At 73.5% G+C, this 23,013-nt stretch carries 21 protein-coding genes; 9 read left to right on the top strand and 12 right to left on the bottom strand.

Annotation, left to right across the window (positions count from 1 at the left end):
- Positions 1-212: 212 nt before the first annotated feature.
- The 3 genes from AB0I49_RS10945 to AB0I49_RS10935 form a co-directional block, all read right to left on the bottom strand.
- Positions 213-1,106, bottom strand: a complete 894-nt coding sequence (locus AB0I49_RS10945) for a DUF2797 domain-containing protein (protein ID WP_363226564.1) — start codon at positions 1,104-1,106, stop codon at positions 213-215.
- A gap of 185 nt (positions 1,107-1,291) precedes the next feature.
- Positions 1,292-2,140 (bottom strand): maleylpyruvate isomerase N-terminal domain-containing protein, encoded by an 849-nt coding sequence (locus AB0I49_RS10940; protein ID WP_363226563.1) that lies wholly within the window; start codon positions 2,138-2,140, stop codon positions 1,292-1,294.
- A 93-nt stretch (positions 2,141-2,233) separates the two neighbouring features.
- The gene (locus AB0I49_RS10935; protein WP_363226562.1) at positions 2,234-3,574 is read right to left on the bottom strand and encodes an MFS transporter; all 1,341 of its coding nucleotides are present in this window, start codon (positions 3,572-3,574) and stop codon (positions 2,234-2,236) included.
- A 17-nt stretch (positions 3,575-3,591) separates the two neighbouring features.
- Here AB0I49_RS10935 and AB0I49_RS10930 point away from each other — a divergent pair, with 17 nt between their 5' ends.
- Entirely contained in the window at positions 3,592-4,815 is a 1,224-nt protein-coding gene (locus AB0I49_RS10930; RefSeq protein WP_363226561.1) for an ROK family protein, read from the top strand.
- Positions 4,816-5,119: 304 nt separating this feature from the next.
- A complete protein-coding gene (locus AB0I49_RS10925) occupies positions 5,120-5,410 on the top strand; it encodes an SHOCT domain-containing protein (protein WP_363226560.1) in 291 nt (96 codons plus the stop codon).
- A 133-nt stretch (positions 5,411-5,543) separates the two neighbouring features.
- On the opposite strand, the gene AB0I49_RS10920 is transcribed toward AB0I49_RS10925, so the two are convergent.
- A complete protein-coding gene (locus AB0I49_RS10920) occupies positions 5,544-6,074 on the bottom strand; it encodes an ATP-binding protein (RefSeq protein WP_363226558.1) in 531 nt (176 codons plus the stop codon).
- Positions 6,075-6,346: 272 nt separating this feature from the next.
- Positions 6,347-6,709, bottom strand: a complete 363-nt coding sequence (locus AB0I49_RS10915) for a hypothetical protein (RefSeq protein ID WP_363226557.1) — start codon at positions 6,707-6,709, stop codon at positions 6,347-6,349.
- A 174-nt stretch (positions 6,710-6,883) separates the two neighbouring features.
- Between AB0I49_RS10915 and AB0I49_RS10910 the strand changes: the two genes are divergently transcribed.
- Positions 6,884-8,026, top strand: a complete 1,143-nt coding sequence (locus tag AB0I49_RS10910) for a PLP-dependent cysteine synthase family protein (RefSeq protein ID WP_363226712.1) — start codon at positions 6,884-6,886, stop codon at positions 8,024-8,026.
- 43 nt (positions 8,027-8,069) lie between these two features.
- On the opposite strand, the gene AB0I49_RS10905 is transcribed toward AB0I49_RS10910, so the two are convergent.
- A complete protein-coding gene (locus tag AB0I49_RS10905; protein ID WP_363226556.1) occupies positions 8,070-8,555 on the bottom strand; it encodes an SRPBCC family protein in 486 nt (161 codons plus the stop codon).
- 183 nt (positions 8,556-8,738) lie between these two features.
- On the bottom strand, positions 8,739-9,584 hold the full coding sequence (locus AB0I49_RS10900) for a DeoR/GlpR family DNA-binding transcription regulator (protein ID WP_363226554.1): 846 nt from the start codon (positions 9,582-9,584) through the stop codon (positions 8,739-8,741).
- Between the two features lie 348 nt (positions 9,585-9,932).
- On the opposite strand from AB0I49_RS10900, the gene AB0I49_RS10895 reads away from it, so the two are divergent.
- Positions 9,933-12,236: a hypothetical protein gene (locus tag AB0I49_RS10895; protein ID WP_363226711.1), complete on the top strand. Its 2,304-nt coding sequence runs from the start codon at positions 9,933-9,935 to the stop codon at positions 12,234-12,236.
- Here the strand turns inward: AB0I49_RS10895 and AB0I49_RS10890 are convergent.
- From AB0I49_RS10890 to AB0I49_RS10875, 4 genes are all read right to left on the bottom strand, one after another.
- On the bottom strand, positions 12,206-14,632 hold the full coding sequence (locus AB0I49_RS10890) for a right-handed parallel beta-helix repeat-containing protein (RefSeq protein WP_363226553.1): 2,427 nt from the start codon (positions 14,630-14,632) through the stop codon (positions 12,206-12,208). The two genes, AB0I49_RS10895 and AB0I49_RS10890, sit on opposite strands and share 31 nt — an antisense overlap.
- Positions 14,633-14,729: 97 nt before the next feature.
- Positions 14,730-15,335, bottom strand: coding sequence for a hypothetical protein (locus AB0I49_RS10885; RefSeq protein ID WP_363226552.1), 606 nt, complete (start codon positions 15,333-15,335; stop codon positions 14,730-14,732).
- 128 nt (positions 15,336-15,463) lie between these two features.
- Positions 15,464-16,288 (bottom strand): MOSC N-terminal beta barrel domain-containing protein, encoded by an 825-nt coding sequence (locus AB0I49_RS10880; RefSeq protein ID WP_363226551.1) that lies wholly within the window; start codon positions 16,286-16,288, stop codon positions 15,464-15,466.
- Between the two features lie 46 nt (positions 16,289-16,334).
- Complete coding sequence (locus tag AB0I49_RS10875) at positions 16,335-16,799, bottom strand: DUF6643 family protein (RefSeq protein ID WP_363226550.1); 465 nt, start codon at positions 16,797-16,799, stop codon at positions 16,335-16,337.
- A gap of 425 nt (positions 16,800-17,224) precedes the next feature.
- On the opposite strand from AB0I49_RS10875, the gene AB0I49_RS10870 reads away from it, so the two are divergent.
- Complete coding sequence (locus tag AB0I49_RS10870) at positions 17,225-18,532, top strand: TerD family protein (protein WP_363226710.1); 1,308 nt, start codon at positions 17,225-17,227, stop codon at positions 18,530-18,532.
- A 10-nt stretch (positions 18,533-18,542) separates the two neighbouring features.
- Here AB0I49_RS10870 and AB0I49_RS10865 read toward each other — a convergent pair whose 3' ends face one another.
- Positions 18,543-19,712 (bottom strand): glycosyltransferase, encoded by a 1,170-nt coding sequence (locus tag AB0I49_RS10865; RefSeq protein WP_363226549.1) that lies wholly within the window; start codon positions 19,710-19,712, stop codon positions 18,543-18,545.
- 153 nt (positions 19,713-19,865) lie between these two features.
- Between AB0I49_RS10865 and AB0I49_RS10860 the strand changes: the two genes are divergently transcribed.
- The 4 genes from AB0I49_RS10860 (at position 19,866) to AB0I49_RS10845 (ending at position 22,553) form a co-directional block, all read left to right on the top strand.
- A complete protein-coding gene (locus AB0I49_RS10860) occupies positions 19,866-20,657 on the top strand; it encodes an aspartate/glutamate racemase family protein (RefSeq protein WP_363226548.1) in 792 nt (263 codons plus the stop codon).
- Positions 20,658-20,763: 106 nt separating this feature from the next.
- Positions 20,764-21,330, top strand: a complete 567-nt coding sequence (locus tag AB0I49_RS10855) for a hypothetical protein (protein WP_363226547.1) — start codon at positions 20,764-20,766, stop codon at positions 21,328-21,330.
- A gap of 169 nt (positions 21,331-21,499) precedes the next feature.
- Positions 21,500-21,997 carry an NUDIX domain-containing protein gene (locus tag AB0I49_RS10850; RefSeq protein WP_363226546.1) on the top strand — a complete coding sequence of 166 codons (498 nt, stop codon included), beginning with the start codon at positions 21,500-21,502 and terminating at the stop codon, positions 21,995-21,997.
- 115 nt (positions 21,998-22,112) lie between these two features.
- The gene (locus AB0I49_RS10845) at positions 22,113-22,553 is read left to right on the top strand and encodes a nitroreductase family deazaflavin-dependent oxidoreductase (protein WP_363226545.1); all 441 of its coding nucleotides are present in this window, start codon (positions 22,113-22,115) and stop codon (positions 22,551-22,553) included.
- The last annotated feature ends 460 nt before the right edge of the window (positions 22,554-23,013 follow it).

Here is a 23,013-nt window from a genome sequence, read left to right as displayed (position 1 = left end):
GCCGCTCCAGTTCCGGGCGGGTGGGTGCAACGGGGGGGGGAGGAGCAGAGGTTTCAGCGGGGCAGTGACTCAGCGGGGCAGCGGTTTTGACGGGCCAGCCTTTCGGCGGGTCGGCGGTTTCGATGGGCCAGCGGTTTCGGCGGGAGGGCGGCTGTGATGGGCCAGCGGTTTCGGCGGGTCAGCGGCTGTGATGGGTCAGCGGTTTCGATGGGTCAGAACAGTGCGTCGGGGCCGGAGGGCGCCGGGGCTCGTACGGTCACGGTGGTCGTCGCCCCGGGTGGGGCGGCCGACAAGGGCCAGCCGGCCAGCTGCCGCGCGTCGGTCAGCAGCAGCCGCCCGTCGCCCGTTCGGACGTACAGATCCGGTCCGGCGACCGCCGCCACCGTGCCTGTCAGCGTCCGCCCGGCGGCCGGCTCGACCGTGCCGTCGGGCGGACGCAGCCGCTCCAGATGGAACGCGGCATCGTGGTGCACGGGCCGGAAGTCCATGACGGACAGCGACTCCGGCAGTCCGGGCAGGCCGCGCGCCCGCTCGTGCAGGGCCGCCAGTTGGGCCGCCCGGAGCGATTGCGGCGGCAGCGCGTGCCGGGCGGAGCGCTTCGCCGCGTACGGGAACCGGTCCGGCACCGCCAGCGCCGCGCCGAGCACGGCCTCCGCCCTGCGCGCGGCCATCAGCGGACCGCGCCCCAGCAACGCGTAGGACAGCGCCGCCTGTTCGAGCAGCCGGACCCCCTCACGCTCGGTGGCCGTGATGCCCACCTTGATCAAGTCCGGCCCGAACCAGGCCAGATAGACGTCGTACGGGCGCGGGTCGTCCGCGATGGTGTCGGCGGCCACCGAGTGCGAACGGTCGAGGCGCGCGCACTGCGGGCACTGCGCGGAGACGGCCGACGAGGACAGCGAGGCCCCCTCCGGGCACGGCGTGTGCCGCCCGCCCCTGCGCACCCCGACGCAGCCGCGCCGCTCCCCGATGGTGAACGACAGCGGCCGGTCCGGCGGCAGCGGCGATGAGCGCTCACCCCGCGTCGGATGACGCCAGGACAGAGTGGGCCCCGAGTGGTCCCACCGCAGCCCCGTACACTGCCAGTCCCCGCGCTCCGAGCTCATCCCCGCACCGTAACCGAACCGCCGAGACCGCTCGCGTCCGGTCCACGCCACGTCGTGGACCAGTGGATTCGCGCCAGATCCCGGCTGGCCGGCCGGCCCGCGCCACTGGTCGCGGCGCCAGACCGTACGCCGTCAGCCCGCACCCCCGCTCGTCACGTCACGCCCTCCCCGATCGTCCGCCGCCCTCACTTCCTCCCGATCGTCGACTTCTCCCGCCACAGATCCGCCAGCGAGGAGTCGCCCGTCACGCTCACCTCGTCCAGCGGAAGGCGGTTCCACAGCACGAGGTAGAGGTCGCTCGCGCCCCCGCTGAGTTCGCAGTCGGCGGCCGTGGCGCCCTCCGGCAGACGCCCGGTGCGTATGGTGCGCGGCGCCTCCTCCGACAGATGCATCGTCCAGATGTCGTCCGTGTCGGTGGCCCGTATGCGCAGGGTGCGCGGTGTGGAGGTACGCGCCTTGCTCGTCTTCAGTCCGTGGAATCCCACGACGATCTCGTCGATCCCGTCGGCGGCGAAGTCGGCCGGGAACGGAGGGAATGTCGAGACCGGCGGAACTGGCGGCACCGCCGGGATCGGCGATCCCGGCTGGACCGGCTGGACTGGCGGGACCGGCTGGACCGGCGGGAATGCAGCCGCGAGCGCCGCCTGCGCGTCGACCCGGTGGATCGCGAGTTCATGGGCCTGCCGCCGGGCCCAGAAGGCGAGTGGTGACGGTGCGGGCAGGAAGGACCAGCACTTGAGGTCCGCGGGCGCGGCGGCGAGCGTGGCGATCAGGCGGCGGTGGCCCTCGCGGAACCACTCGACCAGCTCGGCCCCGCCCGGTTCGGAGACCGTGGACGGCTGAACCGGCTCGGTCAGCCCCTCGGCCACGTACCGGGCCGCCCACCGGTGCACCTGCCCCAGATGCGTCAGCAGATCACGCACCCGCCACTCGGGGCAGGTCGGCACCGGAGCGTCGAGCCCGGCCCGCTCGGCGGCTTCGGCCAGCAACTGGCCGTCCCGCTCGATGGATTCGATGTACACGGCGGTGTCCATGAAAGAAATTGTGACAGCCGCCACTGACAAGGCACGGGTTATCCACAGCCGTAGCCGAGACCGCAACCGTAGCCACGGTTGCAGCCCCCACCGTCACTGACCGCGCGCGGATTTCCGGGTGAGGCAGGCGATCAGCGCGGCGACAGCGGCCAGCAGCGCGACCGTCGTGAGCGCGGTCGGCAGCGACCAGCGGTCGGCGAGGAAGCCGATGGCGGGCGGGCCGAGCAGCATGCCGCCGTAGCCGAGGGTGGAGGCGGCCGCGACGCCGCTCGGCCCGGCCAGTTCACCGGCCCGTCCGATGGCGACGGGGAAGATGTTGGCGAGGCCGATGCCGGTGACGGCGAAGCCGAGGAGCACCAGCCAGGTGGCGGGGGCGAGCGAGCCGATCAGCATGCCCAGCGCGGCCGTCGAGCCGCCGGCGACCAGCGCCCTGGTCTGGCCGAGCCGTTCGAGGAGCGCGGTGCCGGTCAGCCGCCCGAGGGTCATGGTGGCGGCGAAGACGGAGTAGCCGGCGGCCGCGAGGCCCGGCCTGGCGTGCAGGTCCTGCTGGAGGTGGAGCGCGCCCCAGTCGGCGAGCGCCCCCTCGCCGTACGCCGTGCACAGGGCGATGAAGCCGAAGACGGCGACGAGGCGGCGCGCACGGCCCGTGAGCCGGGCGGCGGGCGCGGCCTTGGGACGGGCGTTCTCCGCACGAGCGGCGGGGGCGGTCTCGGGGCGGCCGGTCTTGGCGCGGTCGGCGGGCCCGGCCTCCGCACGATCGGCGGGCCTCGCGGGACCGGAGCGCTCCGTACGAGCGACAGGCGTCGCATCGGCGACAGGCACCGGGTGGGAGAGCAGGGCGCGCCCCGCGGTCGCCGTGAGGGCCAGTCCCACCACGGTCAGTACCAGCAGATGGCGGGTGGGGGACAGGTGCCCGGCGACCAGCCCGCCCAGCCCCGCGCCGAGCATCCCGCCCAGGCTGAACGCCGCATGGAAGCTCGGCATGACGGGCCTGCGCAGGGCCGTGACGAGGTCGACGGCCGCCGCGTTCATCGCGACGTTGATCCCGCCGTAGGCCGCGCCGAAGACGAGCAGTACGAGGCCGAGGGCGAGCGCGGAGTGCGTCAGCGGCGGCAGGGCGATGCTGAGCGAGAGCAGGACTCCGGCGGCGACGGTGACCGGGTGGGTCCCGAAGCGGTGGCAGAGCCGGCCGGTCACCATCATGGTGGCGACCGCTCCGGCTGATACGCCGAGCAGGGCCAGTCCGAGATCGCCCGCGGAGGCGCCGGTCTGCTCCTTGATCGCGGGGATGCGGACCACCCAGCCGGCGAAGATGAAGCCGTCGAGGGCGAAGAATACGGTCAGGGCGGTACGGAGGCGGCGAAGGGCGGGGGCGGGCGTCGTGGTGCGCTGGGTCCCCGTTATGGCCGTCCGTATTTTGTTTAGCGTCGGCACAAAGCCAGAATAGGGGCGTGACCCAGAATCGGACAACACGACTGGAGCGGGGCCGCAGCGCCCTCGGCCCGGCGCTGGAGCTCGTACACACCGGCCGCGCGCCCACCCGCGCCGTGCTCACCGCCGAACTCGGCGTGACGCGCGCGACCGCCGGGGCCGTGGCCGCCGAACTGGAGGCGCTCGGCCTGATCCAGGTCGACTCGCGGCCGGCCGCCGCCGCGGGCTCCCAGGGGCGCCCCTCCCACCGGCTGTCCATCGCGCCCCGCGGCCCCGTCGTCCTCGCCGCCCAGATCCACGCCGACGGCTTCCGCGCCGCCCTCGTCGGGCTCGGCGGCCGCCTGGTCGCGACCGCGCCCGGCTGCATGACCGTGCCCGCCGACCCCGCTCGGGTGCTGGACGCGGTGGTCGAGGCGGGCGCCGGGCTGCTGCGCGACACCGGCCGCCGCTGCCTGGGCGCGGGGCTGGCCGTGCCCTCCGCCGTCGCGGAGCCCGAAGGCACCGCGCTCAACCCGATCCACGTGGCCTGGGCCGCCGGCGCCCCGGTCCGCGAACTCTTCGCCGAAAGCCTCGCCAAGGCGGACATCCCCGGCCCGGGCAACACCCTCACCGAGGGATTCACGGGCAACGACGTCAACCTCACGGCCCTCGCCGAACACCGTCACGGCGCGGGCCGCGGCGCCCAGCACCTGCTCTGCGTGGCCACCGGCCACCGGGGCGTCGGCGGCGCGCTCGTGCTCGACGGCCGACTGCACACCGGCAGTTCGGGGCTGGCCCTGGAGGTCGGTCACCTTCCCGTCAACCCCGACGGCCCGGTCTGCCACTGCGGCAGCCGCGGCTGTCTCGACATCGAGGCCGACCCGCTCGCCTTTGTCACCGCCGCCGGCCGCGCCCCCGGCCCCGAGGTCTCCCTGCTCCAGCAGTCCCGCGACCTGCTCCGCACGGAGTACGGCGACCCGGCCGTACAAGCCGCCGCCGACCTCCTCATCGACCGCCTCGGCCTGGGCCTCGCCGGCCTCGTCAACATCCTCAACCCCGACCGCATCATCCTCGGCGGCCTCCACCGCGAACTCCTGGACGCCGACCCCGAACGCCTGCGAGCTGTCGTCGCCGACCGCAGCCTGTGGGGCCGCAGCGGAGGAGTACCGATCCTGCCCTGCGTACTCGCCCACCACAGCCTGGTGGGCGCGGCGGAGCTGGCCTGGCAGCCGGTACTGGACGACCCACTGGCGGCGCTGGGCTGAAGGCGCGCCACCGCCAGCGGCGGGCGGAGGTCAGACCGGGCCGTGACCAGCGGGAGCGTCATAGACCAGGCTGTACCGCCAGAACAGACGGCGCCGAGGGCGGTGCGTGGGCGCGAGCTCCCCGCGCGTGCGGGTCTACGGGCCTACGGACGTACGAGCGGGCGGCCCGCGTACTCCCCGCGCGGTATGCCAAGTGCCGCTGGCCGTACGACGACCCGCGAGCCCGTGGGGGCCACGCTCGGTGGTGACAGGAGAAGTGCTGAGAAGCACTGGGAAACCGTCACCACCGAGGAGCTGAACTCTCATGAACACCCTTGCCCAGAGCTGGTCCGATGGCGGGCCCGGACCGTGGATGCTGTTTTTCCCGCTCGTGTGGGCGCTGGTCGTCGTCGGCGTCGTCACGCTGCTGCGCCGTACGGTGTGGCGCGGACGGGGCGTAGCGCGGCAGGTGGGCGCGGCGTACACGGAGAAGTCCCCGGTCGCCGTTCTCGGCCGTCGCTTCGCTGCCGGTGAGATCGACGAGGAGGAGTACTGGCAGCGCGTCTCCGTCCTTGAGGAGCACTTCGGCGGCGCCGCGAAGGAACGCTCCTCGTGATCTGTGGCAGATGCGACGGCAGCGGCCTACACGCGACAACGCGTACGCCACCGCCCCGCGCGTCCCGCACGCTCATGTCGCCCACGGGGGTGGCGGCATGAGCGCACGGGGCGGAACGGTGCGCCGGCCGTCCTCAGCCCAGGACCGCCGACCGCGCCGGCGCGTGATCGCGCAGCCCGCCCGTCCGACGCGTCGGGGGCGGCTGTTCGAACGAGACGGTGGTCTCGGGCGCGCACAGGGGAGTCGGCGGTTCGACGGCGGCGGTGGGCGGCAGGGGGAGCGTGAACCACACGGCCTTTCCGCCGCCGCCCTCGCGGGGCCGGATGCCCCAGCTCTCGCTGACCGCGGCGATCAGGGAGAGCCCGCGCCCGTGGGTGCTGCACTCGTCGGTGTCGGCGAGGCTCGGCAGCCGGGGGTCGTGGTCCTGCACCGAGACCGTGAGCCGGTCGAGCAGCAGGACGATCTCCACCGTGCACTGCTTGTCGGGTTCCGCGTGTCGGTGCACATTCGTCAGCAGCTCGGTGACTCCGAGCGCCGCGGGATCGATGAGGGGATCGAGATGCCAGTACCGCAATTGCGCGGATACGATTCTGCGGACCTGTCCGATCCGTGACGGCAGGGCCTGAAGCTCCACCGTGCAATGCCTGCTCGGCCGGCTGATCACGGCTGCGACTCCCTGAAGAAGTAGGGCTAGCCTGATACAGATGCGGATACAAACGCGGGCTGAGTACGGTTCCTGCAGTGTGGTGGCTGCCGAGCCGACCGGCGGAGGAGCTGGGTCTCAGCGTTACCGCCGGTGAACCCTCAGTGATGCTGGTACGAGTCAAGAGTCGACCAGGATCGGCACACGCGCAACTTGTACCTCTTTGTGCTTGTGCCTCTCTGCGGCTCTATGCGCCTCTGCGTGCCTCTGTGCGGCTATGCGTCTCTGCGGCTCTATGCGCCTCGTCGGCCCTTGGGCTCCCCGGATTCCCGGGCATGCGCCGTGCGCACCGCGTCCAGGAAGCGGCGCGCCGCGCCCGTCTCCGGTTCGCCGGCGGCCTCGCGCTCGTCCAGGGTGAGCAGGTAGCGGGTCCCGTTCACGGTGGCGCGGGCGCGGCCGCGGGCCGCGAACCAGGTCCTGGCGGCCTGTACGGAGCCCACGGGCGCGCTGTCGATCTCCCGGCCGTAGCTGGTGAGCAGTTCCAGCCTGCCGTTCTTGATCTTTATCTGCCCGGCGCGGGTGAGAGAGCGGAGGGACCGCTCGATCCGCACCCCTGTCGCATTGAACTCGGACGCCGCGAACTCCGGCTCCGCCACGGTGCACCACCTCCCCGGTCGACAGCCGAACCAACCGCTTGCCCGCAGTCTGCCTGCGAGACGGCTCGCGCACCAGTGCCCATTTATGATCGAAACGTCCGAGAGCTCCCGATGAGCCCGGAAGTCATCGTGAGGAGCGACGTGAACAGCACAGTGCGACCGGGGGCCGCGGACGTGGCGGAACCGGCCCGAGGGGGTTCCGCGGCCCTCGCGCCCGCCGCCCCCACGCTCGACGTGGACCGTACCGACCCCGGCTACCGGAGCTGGCTCAAGGAGGCCGTCCGCAAGGTCCAGGCCGACGCCAACCGCTCCGCCGACACCCACCTCCTGCGCTTCCCGCTGCCCGAGGAATGGGGGATCGACCTCTACCTCAAGGACGAGTCCACCCACCCCACCGGCAGCCTCAAACACCGCCTCGCCCGCTCCCTCTTCCTGTACGGGCTGTGCAACGGCTGGATCCGGCCCGACCGGCCCGTCATCGAGGCGTCCAGCGGCTCCACCGCCGTCTCCGAGGCGTACTTCGCCAACCTCGTGGGCGTGCCGTTCATCGCCGTGATGCCGCGTACCACCAGCGCGGAGAAGTGCCGACTGATCGAGTTCCACGGCGGGCAGTGCCATTTCGTGGACGACCCCCGGACGATGTACCAGGAGGCGGCCGCCCTCGCCGAGCGGTCCGGCGGCCACTACATGGACCAGTTCACCTATGCCGAGCGGGCCACCGACTGGCGCGGCAACAACAACATCGCCGAGTCGATCTACAGCCAGCTGAGGCTGGAGCGGCACCCCGAACCCGCCTGGATCGTCGCCACCGCCGGCACCGGCGGCACCTCCGCGACGATCGCCCGCTACGTCCACTACATGCAGCACGACACCCGCGTCTGCGTCGCCGACCCCGAGAACTCCTGCTTCTTCGAGGGCTGGCGGGACCACGACGCCGACGCGAGCAGCGACCGCGGCTCCCGCATCGAGGGCATCGGCCGCCCCCGCATGGAGCCGAGCTTCGTGCCCGGCGCCATCGACCGCATGATGAAGGTCCCCGACGCCGCGAGCGTCGCGGCCGTACGGGCCCTGGAGCGGGCGATCGGCCGCAAGGCCGGCGGCTCCACGGGGACCGGGCTGTGGGGCGCCCTGAAGATCGTCGCCGAGATGGTCGCCGAGGGGCGCACCGGCAGCGTCGTCACGCTGATCTGCGACCCGGGCGACCGCTACCTCGACAAGTACTACTCGGACGCGTGGCTGGAGGAACAGGGCCTGGACATGGCCCCGTACGCCGAGACCATCGCGTCCTTCCTGGCGACCGGCCGCTGGCCCGAGTAGCCCCGAGCACCCGCCGGGACCTCGTCGGGCCCGGCGGATGAGCTCATACGGTCGCCAGCCGACGGTCCAGCGCGCGCACGGCATCCCGGAACGCGCGCCCGAACCCCGGCCGGGCCAGCCGCAGCGCGCCCCGCACCGGGGCCGCCGCGTCGACGGCGAACGTCCACCGCACGCGGGTGCCGGCACCGTCCCCGGCGCCGATCGGAGTGAGCCGCCACTCCTCCAGCAGCGCGCGGACGCCGGGGGCGTTCACCTCGTCGACGCGGTAGGCGTACCGCTCGGGCGCGTCCGCGGCCATGATCGTCTCGACGAAGCGGACCCCGCCGACCAGCCGGACCTCCCGGCCCCGCGCGCCGTCGAGCGGGCGGGCCAGGGTGACCGCGCGGTACCACGCGGGCCACTGGGTGACCTCCTCGGCCAGCGCCCGGTAGACCGCCTCCGGCCGCGCCGCGGCGTCGGCGGTGAAGACCAGGCGCAGCGGCGCGGTCTCGGCGAAGTCGAGCCCGACAGGACGGAGTCGGCGCGCCATGGGACGTACCCCCAGGGGATCGGCAACGTGACCGGGCGGGCACACCATAGCTGTCGGACCGTCAGATGTCTGCGCCGCCTCAAGCGACCGCCCCGCGCCGGACACCCCGCGCCGGATATCAGCGCCCCGCCAGTTACCCGCTCCGCGCCAGGCACTCGCCCCGCGCCGGATACCCGCCCCGCGTCAGATGTCCGCGTCGGCCTCGGGGCCGCCGACCACCACCAGTTCCGGCAGATGCTCGGAGATCTCCGCGCGCGCCGGTCCCGGCAGTCCCGAGTCCGTCACCAGCGCGTCCACCTCCTCCAGCGCGGCGAACGAACTCAGGCCGACCGTCCCCCACTTGGTGTGGTCCGCGACGACCACCACCCGCCGCGCGGACCGTACGAAGTGCCGGTTGGTCTCGGCCTCCGCCAGATTCGGCGTGGAGAGCCCGGCCCGCACCGATATGCCGTGCACGCCCAGGAAGAGCACATCGAAGTGGAGGGAGCGGATCGCGGCGTCCGCCACCGGCCCCACCAGCGTGTCCGACGGCGTACGGACCCCGCCCGTCAGCACCACCGTCGCGGCGCCGGGCCGGGGCCCCGCGCCGCCGCTCGCCGCCGCCCGCTGCGCGTTGTAGAACACGTCGGCCACCCGCACCGAATTCGTCACCACCGTCAGGTCCGGCACCTCCAGCAGCTGCTGGGCCAGGGCGAACGCGGTCGTGCCGCCGGCCAGGGCGATGGCGCTGCCGGGCGCCGCCATCCGCGCCGCGGCTCTGGCGATGTCCTCCTTGGCGCTGAGCTCCAGGCCCGCCTTGGCCTCGAACCCCGGCTCGTGCGTGCTCGCCTCGGCGACCGGGACCGCTCCGCCGTGCACCTTCTCCAGCACGCCCTGCCGGGCGAGGGCGTCCAGGTCGCGGCGGACCGTCATGTCCGACACGTTCAGCTTCCGGGTCAGTTCGTTGACCCGCACCCCGCCGCGGCGCCTGACCTCGTCGAGGATCAGGGCGCGCCGCTGCTCCGCGAGGAGGTTCTGGTTGTCGCTCACCCGGCCCGTCCCTTCCGACCTGTCCGATCAGCCGTCGCGCGTTGTCGCGGGCTCATCCTCCCATGCGGGTATGACAGCGCATCGACCGAGCGTTCCCGGATCGTTCGAGTCACGATTTCGCCTCGCCCGCCAGGTCGCGGGTGTTGTCAGTGCCTCCGGGCACAATCCTCCTAGCGAACCACCACACCGGGATCGGGGGACACGGTGGCACCGGCCGCGCACGACAAGGCGTCAGCAGCACGAGGCAAGGCGCCGGCACAGAGCCAGACGTCAGCAGCACGCAGCACCGCAGCGCAGGGAGACCAGGCGAACGGCACGAACCGCGACAGACAACAGGACCGCCCCGCGCTGGAGCTGCTCGTCCACGGAGTGGGCGGCACCACCCCGCAGGAGATGCTGAACGACGCGCGCACGGAGCGCGTCACCGGCGACGCCACGGCGGGCATCTACCGGCGCGCCGGCGACACCGACGCCGAGCAGCGCCCCGCCGCCCTCCGCGAGGACGGCGAGGAGCCCGTGCGCGAGGCGTACGTCTGGTGCAACCTCACCTCCGGCGACAGCTCCCGCGCCCTGTGGCTGGTGCTGCTTCCCTTCATGGTGGCCAACCTCGCCCACTGGATGCGGCCCTCCGCGACCGGCCGCACCCGGACCGTGCGCGCGTACGGCATGATCATGCGGCTCGTCGCGCTCAGCCTCACCGTTCTGCTCATCGCCGCCGCCTGCGAGGTCGCCCTGGACCTCACGGCCTGGCAGTGCGCCGGCACGGCCTCCTGCGCCGCCGGGAAGCCCTGGCTGAGCTTCATGTCGCCGGAGCACGGCGGCTGGTGGAGCCAGCCGGGCCGGCGGCTCGCGCTCGCGGCCGCGGTGCCCGCCGCCATAGTGGCCCTCCTTTGGTTCCTCTCGCACCGCACCTGGAGCGCGTACGAGTCCCAGCAGCCGGTCGGCCGCCCTCTGGAGGACGACGACCCGGCGGGCACCGGCCGCCCCGCGCTCTGCCTGCCCGGCTTCTGGTACGGACGGCGGCTCGTGGCCCGGCTGCGCGCCGCCCACACCGCGGCCGGCTTCCTGACCGTCGCCGCCGTGATCTCCTGGGCCGTGTCCCGCTACGACCGCCGGGAGGGCGGCGATCCCTGGCTGGACGCCTCCGGCTGGTGGATCCACGCGCTGCTGGTCTTCGTCGGCGCCCTCATCGTGTACGTGGTGTGCCGCCGCGGCCGCAGCGAGACCCGGACCGACGACGCCCTCGACCGGGCCACCGCTCGGGCGCTGCCCGGCATGGGCTTCAGCGTGCTGCTGCTCGCCTCGGTGCACGCCGCCTGGAACCGCCCCGGCTGGACGTCCGGCGGCATACTGCCCGGCAACGAGGTCTTCGGCGTCATCGCCCTGGCCCAGGGCGTCCTCGTCGTCGGCCTCGCCGTCGCCGCCCGCGCGCTCTACCAGGGACCTCCCGCGGAGCGGTCCCCGCTGCGCGGCCTCGCCGGACCGGCCGTCGCGATGCTCGCCTGCGCGCTCGGCGGCGTGCTCTCCGGCGGCGTCGCCCAGTGGATCGCCGACTGGCTCGACGGCGGCCGTACGCCCGGCATGGGCGAGGGGGCCGTCGAGGGGCCGCCGGTGGTGTTGTCCTGGCAGGCGTCGATCATCCCGGTGCTGCTGTCCGCCCTGCTGCTCCTGGCGCTCTACTTCGTGTGGGTGACCGGCGTCCGCAAGCAGCGGCTCTCTCGCACCGTCCCCGACGGCTACCCGGACGAGCGGCCCGACGAGGCCCGCACCGGCGCCATCGCCGGGACCATCGCGCGCGCCGGGCTCACCGACTCCGCCCCCTGGGTGGTGGGCACCGTCGCCGTGGTCACGCTCGTCCTGGGCGGCGTCGCCGTCGCCGGCGCCTGGGGCACCCACGAGGTGCCGGGCAAGGCCGCGGAGGGGACGACGGGCCTGATCGAGGCCGGGGCGCAGACCGTCCAGGCCCTCGGCTCGTGGTTCATGGGCTTCGTCTTCGTGCTCCTTCTGGCCTGGGGGCGCCGCGCCTACCGCGACCCCTCCGCGCGCCGCACGATCGGCATCCTGTGGGACGTCGGCACGTTCTGGCCGCGCGCCGCCCACCCCTTCGCGCCGCCCTGCTACGCGGAGCGGGCCGTCCCCGACCTCACCTGGCGCATGGAGACCTGGACGCGCCGCACCGAGGGGCGGCTGGTGATCTCCGGCCACTCGCAGGGCAGCGTCCTGGCCGCCGCCGCGGTCTGGCAGCTGGACCGGCGCACCCGCAAGCGCGTCGCCCTGCTCACCTACGGCTGCCCCCTGGAGCGGCTCTACGGACGCTGGTTCCCCGCCTACTTCGGCCCCGCGCAGCTGACCGCGCTCCACGGCGACGTGCACTGCTGGCGGAATCTGTGGCGGCTCACGGACCCGATCGGCGGCCCCATCAGACTGCCCGACGGCACCGGCCCCGAGGTCGACTGCGGTCCGCTGAAGGACCCCCTCGCGTACGGGCGTACGCCGGACCACCCGCTGCCCGCGCCGATACTCGGCCACTCCGAGTACCAGGCCGACCCCGAGTTCGGCCAGGAGCGCACCGCGCTGCTGGCCCGGCTGGGGCCGCCCCGGATACCGGCGCAGCCCGGCCCTCAGGGCAATTCGGGCAGATCCTCCGAGTAGAGCAGCGTCAGCTCGTCGGTGCTCGGGTCGGGGAGCTGCGCCACCCGGCCCGCGTGCCGCTCGACCATGGCCTCGAAGGTCTGCCGGGCGGTGCGGCCGTTGCCGAACGCCGGGCCCTTGGGCAGCTCCGTGAAGTACTTGAGCAGCGCCTCGGAGGTGCCCTCGCCGATCCGGTACTCCTGCTCCTCCGCCTGCTGCTCGATGATGCGCAGCAGCTCGCGCGGCGTGTAGTCGCCGAAGGTGATGGTGCGCGAGAAGCGGGACGCCACGCCGGGGTTGACGGTCAGGAACCGCTCCATCTCGGCGGTGTACCCGGCGACGATCACCACGACCGCCTCCCGGTGGTCCTCCATCAGCTTCACCAGCGTGTCGATGGCCTCCCGGCCGAAGTCCCGGCCGGAGTCCTCGGGGGACAGCGCGTACGCCTCGTCGATGAAGAGCACCCCGCCGCGCGCCCGGTCGAACGCCTCCTGGGTGCGGATGGCCGTCGAGCCGATGTGCTCGCCGACCAGGTCCACCCGCGAGACCTCCACCAGGTGGCCGCGCTCCAGCACGCCGAGGGAGGCGAGGATCTCGCCGTAGAGCCGGGCGACGGTGGTCTTGCCGGTGCCGGGGGAGCCGGTGAAGACGAGGTGGCGGCGGACCGACGCCGCCTTGAGTCCGGCGAGCTGACGGCGGCGGCCCACCTCGATCATGTCGGTGAGGGCGCGCACCTCCCGCTTGACGCTCTCCAGGCCGACCAGCGCGTCGAGTTCGCCGAGCACCTCCGTCGAGGGCCGCGTGGAATCGGCGGCCGGCGGCTCGGGCGCGGCCGGTTCCGGGGCGCGCGGCCCCGGCACCCCGCCGAGCAGCCCCACCGTCTGCACCGCCGTCTCCGTCGTGGTGGCCGGGGACCCGAGCGCGGAGCCGGGGGAGACGGCGGCGAGCGTCGCGCTCTCGTCGCTCGTGCAGTCCTCGCTGACCGGCCCGTCCTCGGCGAACTCGTAGCCGCCGCGCGCGCACCGCTCCGTGCGGCACCGGGTCAGCGTGGTGCGGCAGCCGTCGATGATGTGGAAGCCGTAGCCGCTGCTGCCCGTCACCCGGCAGCCGTGGAAGGTGCCGCGGCCCTCCGCCGACACGTAGAACCCCGCCTCGATGGGCGACGTCACCGTGCAGCGCTCGATCGCGGGGTCCGCGCCCTTGGTGACGATGACGCCGGTCGCCGCCCCGTCGATCGTGCAGTTGGCCAGGGTGCCGCCGCTTCCGTGGTCGCGGAACCAGGCCCCGGTGGCGGCCTCGCGTATCCGGCAGTCGTCGAGCTGCGCGGTGGCGCCGTCGCTCACCGACACGGCCGTGTTGCGGACCTGGGATATGTCGCTGTCGACGACGTCGGCGCGCGAGCCGCGGTCGAGGACGAACAGCGCGTCCGGCACGTCGCGCACCCGGCAGGAGTCGAGGACGGCGGTCGCGCCGTCGCTCACCCAGACCGCCGGATAGTCGCCCGTACTCTCGTTGATCTCACACTGGTTGGCGTCCACCCGCGTGCCCGGGTCCCACACCGACAGGCCGTTGCGGCCGAACCGGCGCACCGTGGAGCGCGTCAGCGTGAGCACCGAACGGGAGCGCAGATCGACCGCGTTCTCCGGGATGTCGTGGATGTCGCAGTCGGAGAGCGTGAGCACCGAGTCCGTGTCGAGCGTGACGCCGTCCGCGGAGGTCCGGTGCACCTGACAGTCCGTGAGGTGGCCGGTGGCGCGCGACGCCACCTGGATGCCGCTGCCCTTGATCTCGTACACCTCGCAGCCGACGGCCTCCAGCGCCGTGCCCTCGCCCGTCATCGACAGCCCGGCTCCCGAGGCGTGGTGGATCCGGCAGCGCTCCAGCCGCGGGTGTCCGCCGCCGCGCACCGCGACCCCGGACTGGCCGGCGGCCACCACCTCGCACTCCTCGAAGACGCCGCCCGCCCCGTCCAGCACGCTGATGCCGATGCCGCCGGGATTGTCCACGGTGCAGCGGCGCACCGTGGGCCGGGCCCCGCCGCGCACCTCGATGCCGACCGCGGAGCGGGTCGCCACCCGCAGGCCCGCCAACTCCGGTGCGCCGTCCTCGACGAGCAGCGCGGGCACGGTCGAGTCCTGCCCCTCCACGTACAGGTCGTGCAGGGACGCGGAGCCCCGTACGGTCAGCGGCACGCCCTCGGTCGGCGCGATCCGCACCGAGCCGCGCGAGCTCTCGCTGCCGCGCAGCGTGACGGCCCGGACCACGACGAGGTTCTCCCGGTACGTGCCGGGGGAGATGGAGAGCACGTCCCCGTCGGCCGCGGCCTCCAGGGCGGCGGCGAGGGAGGCGTACTCTCCCGTGCGCCGCCGCCACCGCGATGTGCCGGTGTGCGTCACCTGGACCGAGCCCTGTGCCATGGTGCTGTTGTGCCCCCACCTCGTGGTTACGTTCACCGCGTACGGACGTGTACTGGCGGCACCACCGTAGCGTGCGTGGGGGACGGGAGTTGACCGGTCAGCTCCCCGCGCCCGCCCGGCCCCAGGTCTGGCCCGCCCGCGCCCAGGCGCGGTCCCAGCGCGCGTACCGTCTCAGCATGAGCTGCCGGACGATCAGCCGGCGGACGCCCTCGACGAGCCCCGCCGCCGCGCCGGCGGTGCCGAGCCCGGCGAGGGCGGTGTGCGCGGCGGCCGTGGTGTCGTCCATGGGGCGGGCGGAGGCTCTGCCGCTGTCGTCGGTCCACAGCGGGAACGGGTCGCCGGGGGCGGCGACCTGCCGGGCGCTGACGACGCCCGTATGCGTACTGCCGCCCGGAGCGGTCCAGTTGGCGAGCACCCGGCGGTGCTGCGGGCGGTGCCCGGAGGCGGTCTCGGGGTCGGGTTCCATCGGCGGTCTGGGCATGAGCCGCACGGTCGTCGCGGTGACCAGATGCCGGTGCTGCTGCTGTTCCCGCACGGTCTGCCGCAGGGCGCCGTGGGCGAGCGAGCCCACGACCCAGCCGGCCGCCGGGGCCGCGACCAGCATCAGCAGTACGGCGATCAGTCCCACCCACGCCTCGACGAGGTCCGTTCCGCGGCGCAGCGGGTTGTGCCGCCACCGCCAGATGACCGGAGTCTTGTGCACGGTGCTGCACCCCCTTCCGCGTCCGTAAATACCTCACTTGAGGCGTTACATGCGCGAGAGCGCGGGGGAGAGAGCAAAATCACCCTTTGCGTCAAGCCGCCGCCGCGGGGTGCAGGGGGCCCGCGGGGCTATTCGAGGATCTCGACCGGATCGCCGACCCGCAGCGTCCCGGTGGTCTCGGGGATGAGGTTCTGCCCGAACACCAGCTGGTCGCCGATGCGGTGGTGGCGGGCGAGCGTGCGCAGCGGCTCCTTGCCGCGCTCCGCCGTGCGCTGGTCGGTCGTGGTGATGACGCACCGCGCGGAGGACCTGGCCACCCGGAAGGGGATCTCGCCGATGCGCACCCGCCGCCAGCCGTCCTCGGCCCACGGGGCGACGCCGTCGACGACGACATTGGGCCGGAAGCGGTTCATCGGCAGCGGGCCCTCGTCCGCGTGGTCGCCCTGCGCTATCAGGGAGTTGAGGGCGTCGAGCGAGGCCGTCGTGGTGAGCAGCAGCGGATAGGCGTCGGCGAAACTCACGGTCTCGCCGGGACGCGCGTACTCGGGGTCGATCGGGCGCCGGTGCTCCGGGGCGTCGAGATATCTCAGCCGGGCCTCGACCCCCAGCCAGTCGCTCGCCCAGGCGTCCGCGGCGGCGCCCGCCGGCACCGCCTCGACCTTGTCCCGGAAGATCTGCACGGTCACCGTGGTGAACTCCGCGGGGACCCCGACGTCCAGCGGCTCGCGGCCGGGGGCCGCGAGCCGGACCCCGCCGCCGGGCAGCGGGCGCGCCGACGCCAAGGCGAGGCGCGGCTGCTGCCGTTGCGTGATGATCCTGCCGTCGGGCTCGGTCAGCACCCATCTCCGGTCCCCGGCGAGCCCCCACGGCTCCACGGCCGCCTCACCGGGTGTGCACCCCGCGACCGACTTCACCGGATAGACATGGACCGCGTTCAACACTGGGTTGGCCATGCGGTCAGTTTGCCAGCCGGGTCGGACAATTGAGCGATCGGCCAGGTCAGTAGCCCCCCTGGTTGGGGTACTGACGGCCGTACTGGTCGTCGTACGGCGAAGGGGCCGGCCGGGGCGCGACGGGTCGCATCGCGTCGTACCCCGAAGGTCCCGAAGGCCCGGAAGGCGCCGCCGGGCGCTGCTGGTACTGCTGCTGCTGCGGGCCCGGATAGCCGCGCGGGCCGCCCATCTGCTGCGGGATGTACGGCGCAGGCGCCTGCTGGAGCGCCGGCTGCTGCGCCGCGGCGGGGTACCCCTGCTGCGGCGTGTGCTGGGACGGCCCCGCCGGCAGCGCGGGCAGCGCGGCCGGAAGCGCGGGGAAGTGTCCGCTGGTGTCATACGGGGAAGGAACCCGGATCGGTGCGATCTGCGGAGTGCCCCGCTCGGCGACGAGGCTGTCGTAGATAGGGGTGTCCGGGAACGACGACGCGGCGTAGTAGCCGCCGCCGTAGGAACTGCGGGGGGAGGTCATAGCCCATAAGTTAAGCCCACCGCGCAGGCCCGGTCTACGGGAAGGTAGCGCCAACCCCCTTCTGACCTGCAAATACACAGGTCGGACCACAAAGGGCACATCAGGACACACCCGCATGATTGGCCGCCCCTGTCACGGGGGTTTCCGGACCGCTGGTCCGGCTGCCGAACGCCCGCCTGGCCGCGCGGGCCCGGATCGCCCGCCCTCGTCGGACGTCCCAACTCGGCTCCGGCTCCGCCGAGTTCACCCGCAAGAGGTGCGGCCGGCGGGCGTCGGGTGGGCGCGGTGTACCGCCGTGGGCTCTGCAAAGCGAGCAAACCCGCGAAAAGCGGTCGCCAAGGTAGGTAAAGCGGTCGCCAAGGTACGTTGGGAGCGCGTACAGACCGGCCGCGTTCACGGCCCGTTCGGAGGGGTGGAGCATGACCATGCGCAAGGGCACCAATGTGCAGATTCCGGCATCGGCGGTGCGGGTCGAACTGGGCTGGCGCACCGGCGCCGGAGTGCCGGACGTCGATGCCTCCGCCCTGCTGCTGCTCTCGGGGAAGGTCCGCTCCGACGCGGACTTCGTCTTCTACAACCAGCCGGCGCACGCCTCGGGCGCGGTGCGCCACGAGGGCAAGCGCCCCGCGGACGGAGCGGTCACCGACACCCTCTCCGTCGACCTCGACCGGGTCGAGCCCGCCATCGAGACCGTCGTGATCGCGGCCTCCGCCGACGGCGGGACCTTCGGACAGGTGCCGGGCCTGTGCGTCCGGGTGCTCGACGCGTCGAGCGGCGCGGAGCTCGCCCGGTTCGACAGCGAGGACGCCACGGTCGAGACGGCCTTCGTCCTCGGCGAGCTCTACCGCAGGCAGGGCGCCTGGAAGTTCCGCGCGGTCGGCCAGGGGTACGGCACCGGGCTCGCGGGTCTGGCGACGGACTTCGGCATCAGCGTGGACGAGCCTCAGGCAGCAGCAGCAGCAGCAGCCCCGGCCCCCGCGCCCGTACCGCAGCCCGCGCCCGCGGCGCCGCCGGCCGCTCCCGCGCAGGCCGCGCCGCAGCCGCCCGCGCCGCCCGTGGCACCGCCGCCCGCCGCCCCGCCGGCCCCGGCCCCGGTGCGGCTCACCAAGGTGACGCTCACCAAGGAGGCGCCCTCCGTCTCGCTCACCAAGCAGGGCGGCACCTCCGGCGCGATGCGCGTCAACCTCAACTGGGAGGTCCGCAAGCAGTTCAAGGGCTGGGGCCAGAAGCTCGGCAAGGCCATGGCCATGCACGCCGACCTCGACCTGGACCTCGGGGCGCTCTACGAACTCACCGACGGCACCAAGGGCGTGGTCCAGGCCCTCGGCAACTCCTTCGGCTCGCTGCGCCAGGCCCCCTACATCCACCTCGACGGCGACGACCGGACCGGCGCCTCGGAGACCGGCGAGAACCTCACGATCAACCTCGACCACAAGGCGGAGATCGCCCGTGTGCTGGTGTTCGTCACCATCTATGAGGGCGCCCGGAGTTTCGCCAACCTGAACGCCACGGTCACCCTGACCCCGCAGGGCGGCGCGCCGATCGACTTCTCGCTCGACGAGTGCACCGTGCAGTCCACCGTCGCCGCCCTCGCCCTGATCACCAACACCGGCGACGACCTCATGGTCCAGCGCGAGGCCCGCTACCTCGTGCCGGACCGCGGCGTCAGCCCTCAGCGCACCCTGGACCGCGCCTACGGCTGGGGCATGAACTGGACCCCCGGCCGCAAGTAGCGCCGACGGCTCACGGCGCGGCCTCGGGACGGGCGTACGTACGCCCCTTCCAGGCCGCGCCGCGGCCCCTGTAGTGCTGCACCGCGGAGTCCACGGTCATCGCCAGATACCCCGCGGCGATCAGGGGCAGCAGCAGGGCAAGCCACGGCGGCTGCCGGTAGTAGCGCAGCATCGGCAGGTAGGTGCCGATCATGACGGCCCAGGCGCAGCCGCCGAGCAGCGCCGGGGCGGCCGCGCCGGCCGCCGCTCCCGCCGCCAGCGCCACGGGCGGCGCGAGGTACACCACCGCGAGCCCCACGACCGTGCCCGCCAGCACCAGCGGGTTGTGGCGCAGCTGCGCGTACGCGCTCCGTGACACCATCCGCCACAGCGGCCCCAGGCCCGTGTACGGCCGGACGCTCTCCACCCGGTCCGCCAGCCCCAGCCAGATCCGCCCGCCGGTCCTCTTGACCGCCCGCGCCAGCGTCACGTCGTCGATCACCGCCTGCCGGATGGCCTGCGGGATCCGCGCCCGCTCGGCCGCCTCCACGCCGAGCAGCACACAGCCGCCCGCCGCCGCGGCCGTCCGCCCGCCGGGCCGGTTGACCCAGCGGAACGGGAACAGCTGCCCGAAGAGGTACACGAAAGCCGGGACGATCAGCCGCTCCCAGGCGGTCGCCACCCGCAGCCGGGCCATCTGCGACACCATGTCCAGCCCGTTCGTCCGGGCCGCCGACACCAGCTCGCGCAGGCTGTCCGGGCCGTGCGCGATGTCGGCGTCCGTGAGCAGCAGGTATTCGGCGTCCGTACGGGCGCGGGCCAGCGCCATCCCGTGCCGCACCGCCCACAGCTTCCCGGTCCAGCCGGGCTCCGGCTCGCCCGGCGAGTCGACCGTCAGGGGCAGCCCGCCCCGGTCGGCCGCGAGCGCCCGCGCCAGTTCCCCGGTGCCGTCCGAGCTGCCGTCGTCGATCAGGAAGACCTCCGCGCGGCCGGGGTACTCCTGGGCGAGCAGCGTGGGCAGGCTCAGCGGCAGGACCTCGGCCTCGTCGCGGGCCGGCACCACCACCGCGACGGAGGGCCACTCGGCGGGCGGCGCGCGGTCCGGCAGTCTGACGTCCGTACGCCAGAAGAAGCCCTGTCCCAGCAGCAGCCACCCCCAGGCGGCGAGGGAGACGACGGCGATCCAGGTCAACGCGTTCACCCGTCGCAGTCTGCCGCACCGGGCGGACAGGCGGGGGGAGGCCCCCGGAGGAGCGCGGGGAGACCGTGTCGGGAGCGCGCTGTGCGGGGCGTCCGCCCCTGCGGGCCCCCGGCGGGACCGCCCCGGTAAGGTGATCGGGTGAAGATCGCGCTCATGGATTCTGGTAACGGGCTGCTGGCCGCGGCGGCGGCTGTGCGCCGGCTGCGGCCCGACGCGGACCTGGTGCTCTCCTCCGCGCCCGACACACTGCCCTGGGGCCCCCGGAGCGCCGAGGAGGTCACCGAGCTCTCCCTCGGCTGCGTACGGGCCGCAGCCGCGCACCGCCCCGACGCTCTGATCGTCGCCTGCAACACCGCTTCCGTGCACGCCCTGGACGCGATCCGCGCCGAGCTGGAGCCGGAGATCCCCGTGATCGGGACCGTCCCGGCGATCAAGCCCGCGGCGGTCGGCGGCGGACCGGTCGCCATCTGGGCCACCCCGGCCACCACCGGCAGCCCCTACCAGCGCGGGCTGATCCGCGACTACGCCGCCGGCGTCGATGTCACCGAGGTGGCCTGCCCCGGCCTCGCCGACGCCGTGCAGCACGCCGACCCGGAGGCGCTCGACGCCGCGGTGGCCGTCGCTGCCGGCCGTACGCCCCACGATGTAAGGGCCGTCGTTCTGGGCTGCACCCATTACGAGCTGATCGCCGAGCGCATCCTCGCCGCCGTGCGGCAGCCCGCCGCGCCGCCGCCCGCGCTCTTCGGCTCGGCCGATGCCGTCGCCGCCCAGGCACTGCGCCGGATCGGCGCGCTGCCGGCCCCTGCCGCCGCGGCCGACGCCGATGCCGACGCCGATTCGACTGGACATCTCACCGTCCTTCTCGGCGGCCGGGAGGCGGCCCTGGAGCCGGCCTCGCTCACCTATCCGGAGGGTCGTCTTCTGGCGGTGGTCAGCCCGGCCTGACAGCAGGGGCCCACCTGGAGGAATGGACCAGGGGGAACATGGGTACGGACGGTGCGGGACGTTCGGCCCGCTGTCGGCATGCCCGAATATGAGTAGGCTGCCTTCCATGAAGGACCACACCGAGGACGAGAAGCCGGGCGTGACCCCGCACATCCCCGATGTCTGGACCGGGCGCGCCACGAACAGAGTGCAGTGGCTGCTGGCCGCGGCGGGCGCGGCCTGCGTGGCCCTGGGCGTGCAGCTGGCCGTCGACTCCGCATGGACCTCCGGGCTCGCGCCGCTGGTGATGTCCGTGGTCGGCTGCCTCGCGGCCGGACTGCTGATGCTCTACGGAACACTGGCCTTCGTGCACGTGGCGGTGCGGGTCGACAAGGAGGCCCTGGAAGTGCGCTGCGGCCACATGGGGCTGCCCCGCCGCCGCATCCTGCTCTCCCATGTCGTCGACGCGGACTTCGCGCCTTCCGTCACGCCACGCCAGTGGGGCGGCTGGGGCTACCGCTGGCGCCCCGAGATCGGCACCGCCGTCGTGGTGCGGCGCGGCGAGGGGATCGTGGTGCGGCTCGGCGACGGCCGGTCGTTCACGGTCACCGTGGACGACGCCGAGGCCGCCGTGCAGGTGATCCGTGACCTGCTGCACCTCCCGCCGGGCCGTACGGTCCGCATCCAGCCGTAGGCCCTCCCCGCCCGCCGCCGCGGCGCCTTGGCCTGGCCGCGCCCGTTCCGGCCCGCGTTCGAACGATGTCCGAGTCCCGCCCAACCCGGAGTGCCTCACCGCGGTCCGGGCCCCGGGCCCGCCGCGTCGTCCCGGCGGCATGATCGGCACGCCCATTACGCTCGGGGGCATGGCGACTCCCGACTTCATCCGAGAACTCCGCGCGACCGCGGGCCACCAGCTGCTGTGGATGCCCGGCGTCAGCGCGATCGTCTTCGACGAGCAGGGCCGGGTGCTGCTCGGCCGCCGGGCCGACAACGGCCGCTGGTCGATCATCGGCGGCATCCCCGAGCCGGGGGAGCAGCCCGCGGCGACGGCCGTGCGCGAGGTGTACGAGGAGACCGCCGTGCACGTCGTGCCGGAGCGGGTGCTGCTGGTCGAGGCGCTGGACCGGGTGACGTACCCCAACGGGGACGTCTGTCAGTTCATGGACATCTGCTTCCGGTGCCGCGTCGTCGGCGGGGAGGCGAAGGTCAACGACGACGAGTCCCTGGAGGTGGGGTGGTTCTCGCTGGACGCCCTGCCCGCCATGGAGGAGTTCGCCACGACGCGGATCAAGCAGGCCACAGGGGACGAGCCGACCTGGTTCCGGGGGATCGACGAGGCGCCGGAGCCGACACGGCGGTAGGGGTGTTCGCCGATTGCGGGGGACCGGGTGATAGGCAGAGGTCATGAGCGGCGCCGGCCGTGGACCGGCCGGGTACGACGCCGCGCGATCGCTCTTTCATGAGGGGAAGGACACCATGCCGCTAGAGGGAGAGTACGAGCCCAGCCCGGAGAAGATGGTGCGCGACCAGGTCGAGCTGTTCGAGCGGACCGGGGGCAGCGAGGGCAACACGATGCAGGGCAAGCCCGTCATCATCCTCACGACCCGGGGCGCGAAGTCCGGCAAGATCCGCAAGACCCCGCTGATGCGGGTGGAGCACGAGGGCGTCTACGCCGCGGTCGCCTCGCTGGGCGGCGCGCCCAAGCACCCCGTCTGGTACTTCAACGTGCTGGCCGACCCGCGCGTCGAGCTGCAGGACGGGCCCGAGCGCCGGGAGTTCACCGCGCGCGAGGTCACCGGCGAGGAGAAGGCGCGGTGGTGGCGGCGCGCGGTCGAGGCGTACCCCGACTACGCCGACTACCAGCGCAAGACGGACCGTGAGATTCCGGTGTTCGTGCTGGAACCCGTCGGAGCCTGAGCGCGGGGAGTAGGGTCCTTCGGACAGCAGGAGCGGGCGGTTCCGCCGGCCCGGCCCGTGGCACGGGTGGGGCGGAGCCGCCCGTTGCCGTATGTACCTGACATTTGGGATGGCCATCATTCGGCCGATTTCCGGGCCGCCGTGTCCTCGTGGCGTACACCCCCCGAACATCGGAGCGGGCGAGTCGATCGTCAGGACTAGACCAATACCGGTCCAGGTCACCACATGTGCCACCGACACGCGCCGCTGTCGCGCCGGTGCGTTCGCCGGGATTCTTGCAGCATGCATTCAGGACAGCGGGCGGCGCGCGATGGCCGCTTCCTGAGCGGTGTGCGACTCGCGGCACTCCGGTTTGCCGCAATATATGGCTGTGCGGTTGAGGCGTGGGCGTGGGGCCCGTGCAGGGGCGCAGGAGGGGCGTGCTGAGCCGGGGTGGGGAGCTCCGGCCGCCGTTGGGGTC

Origin of the sequence: Streptomyces sp. NPDC050617 (assembly GCF_040654795.1) — a bacterium.
In the GTDB taxonomy this organism is placed as follows: Bacteria; Actinomycetota; Actinomycetes; order Streptomycetales; family Streptomycetaceae; genus Streptomyces.
This window is presented reverse-complemented; position numbering and strand designations above follow the sequence as displayed.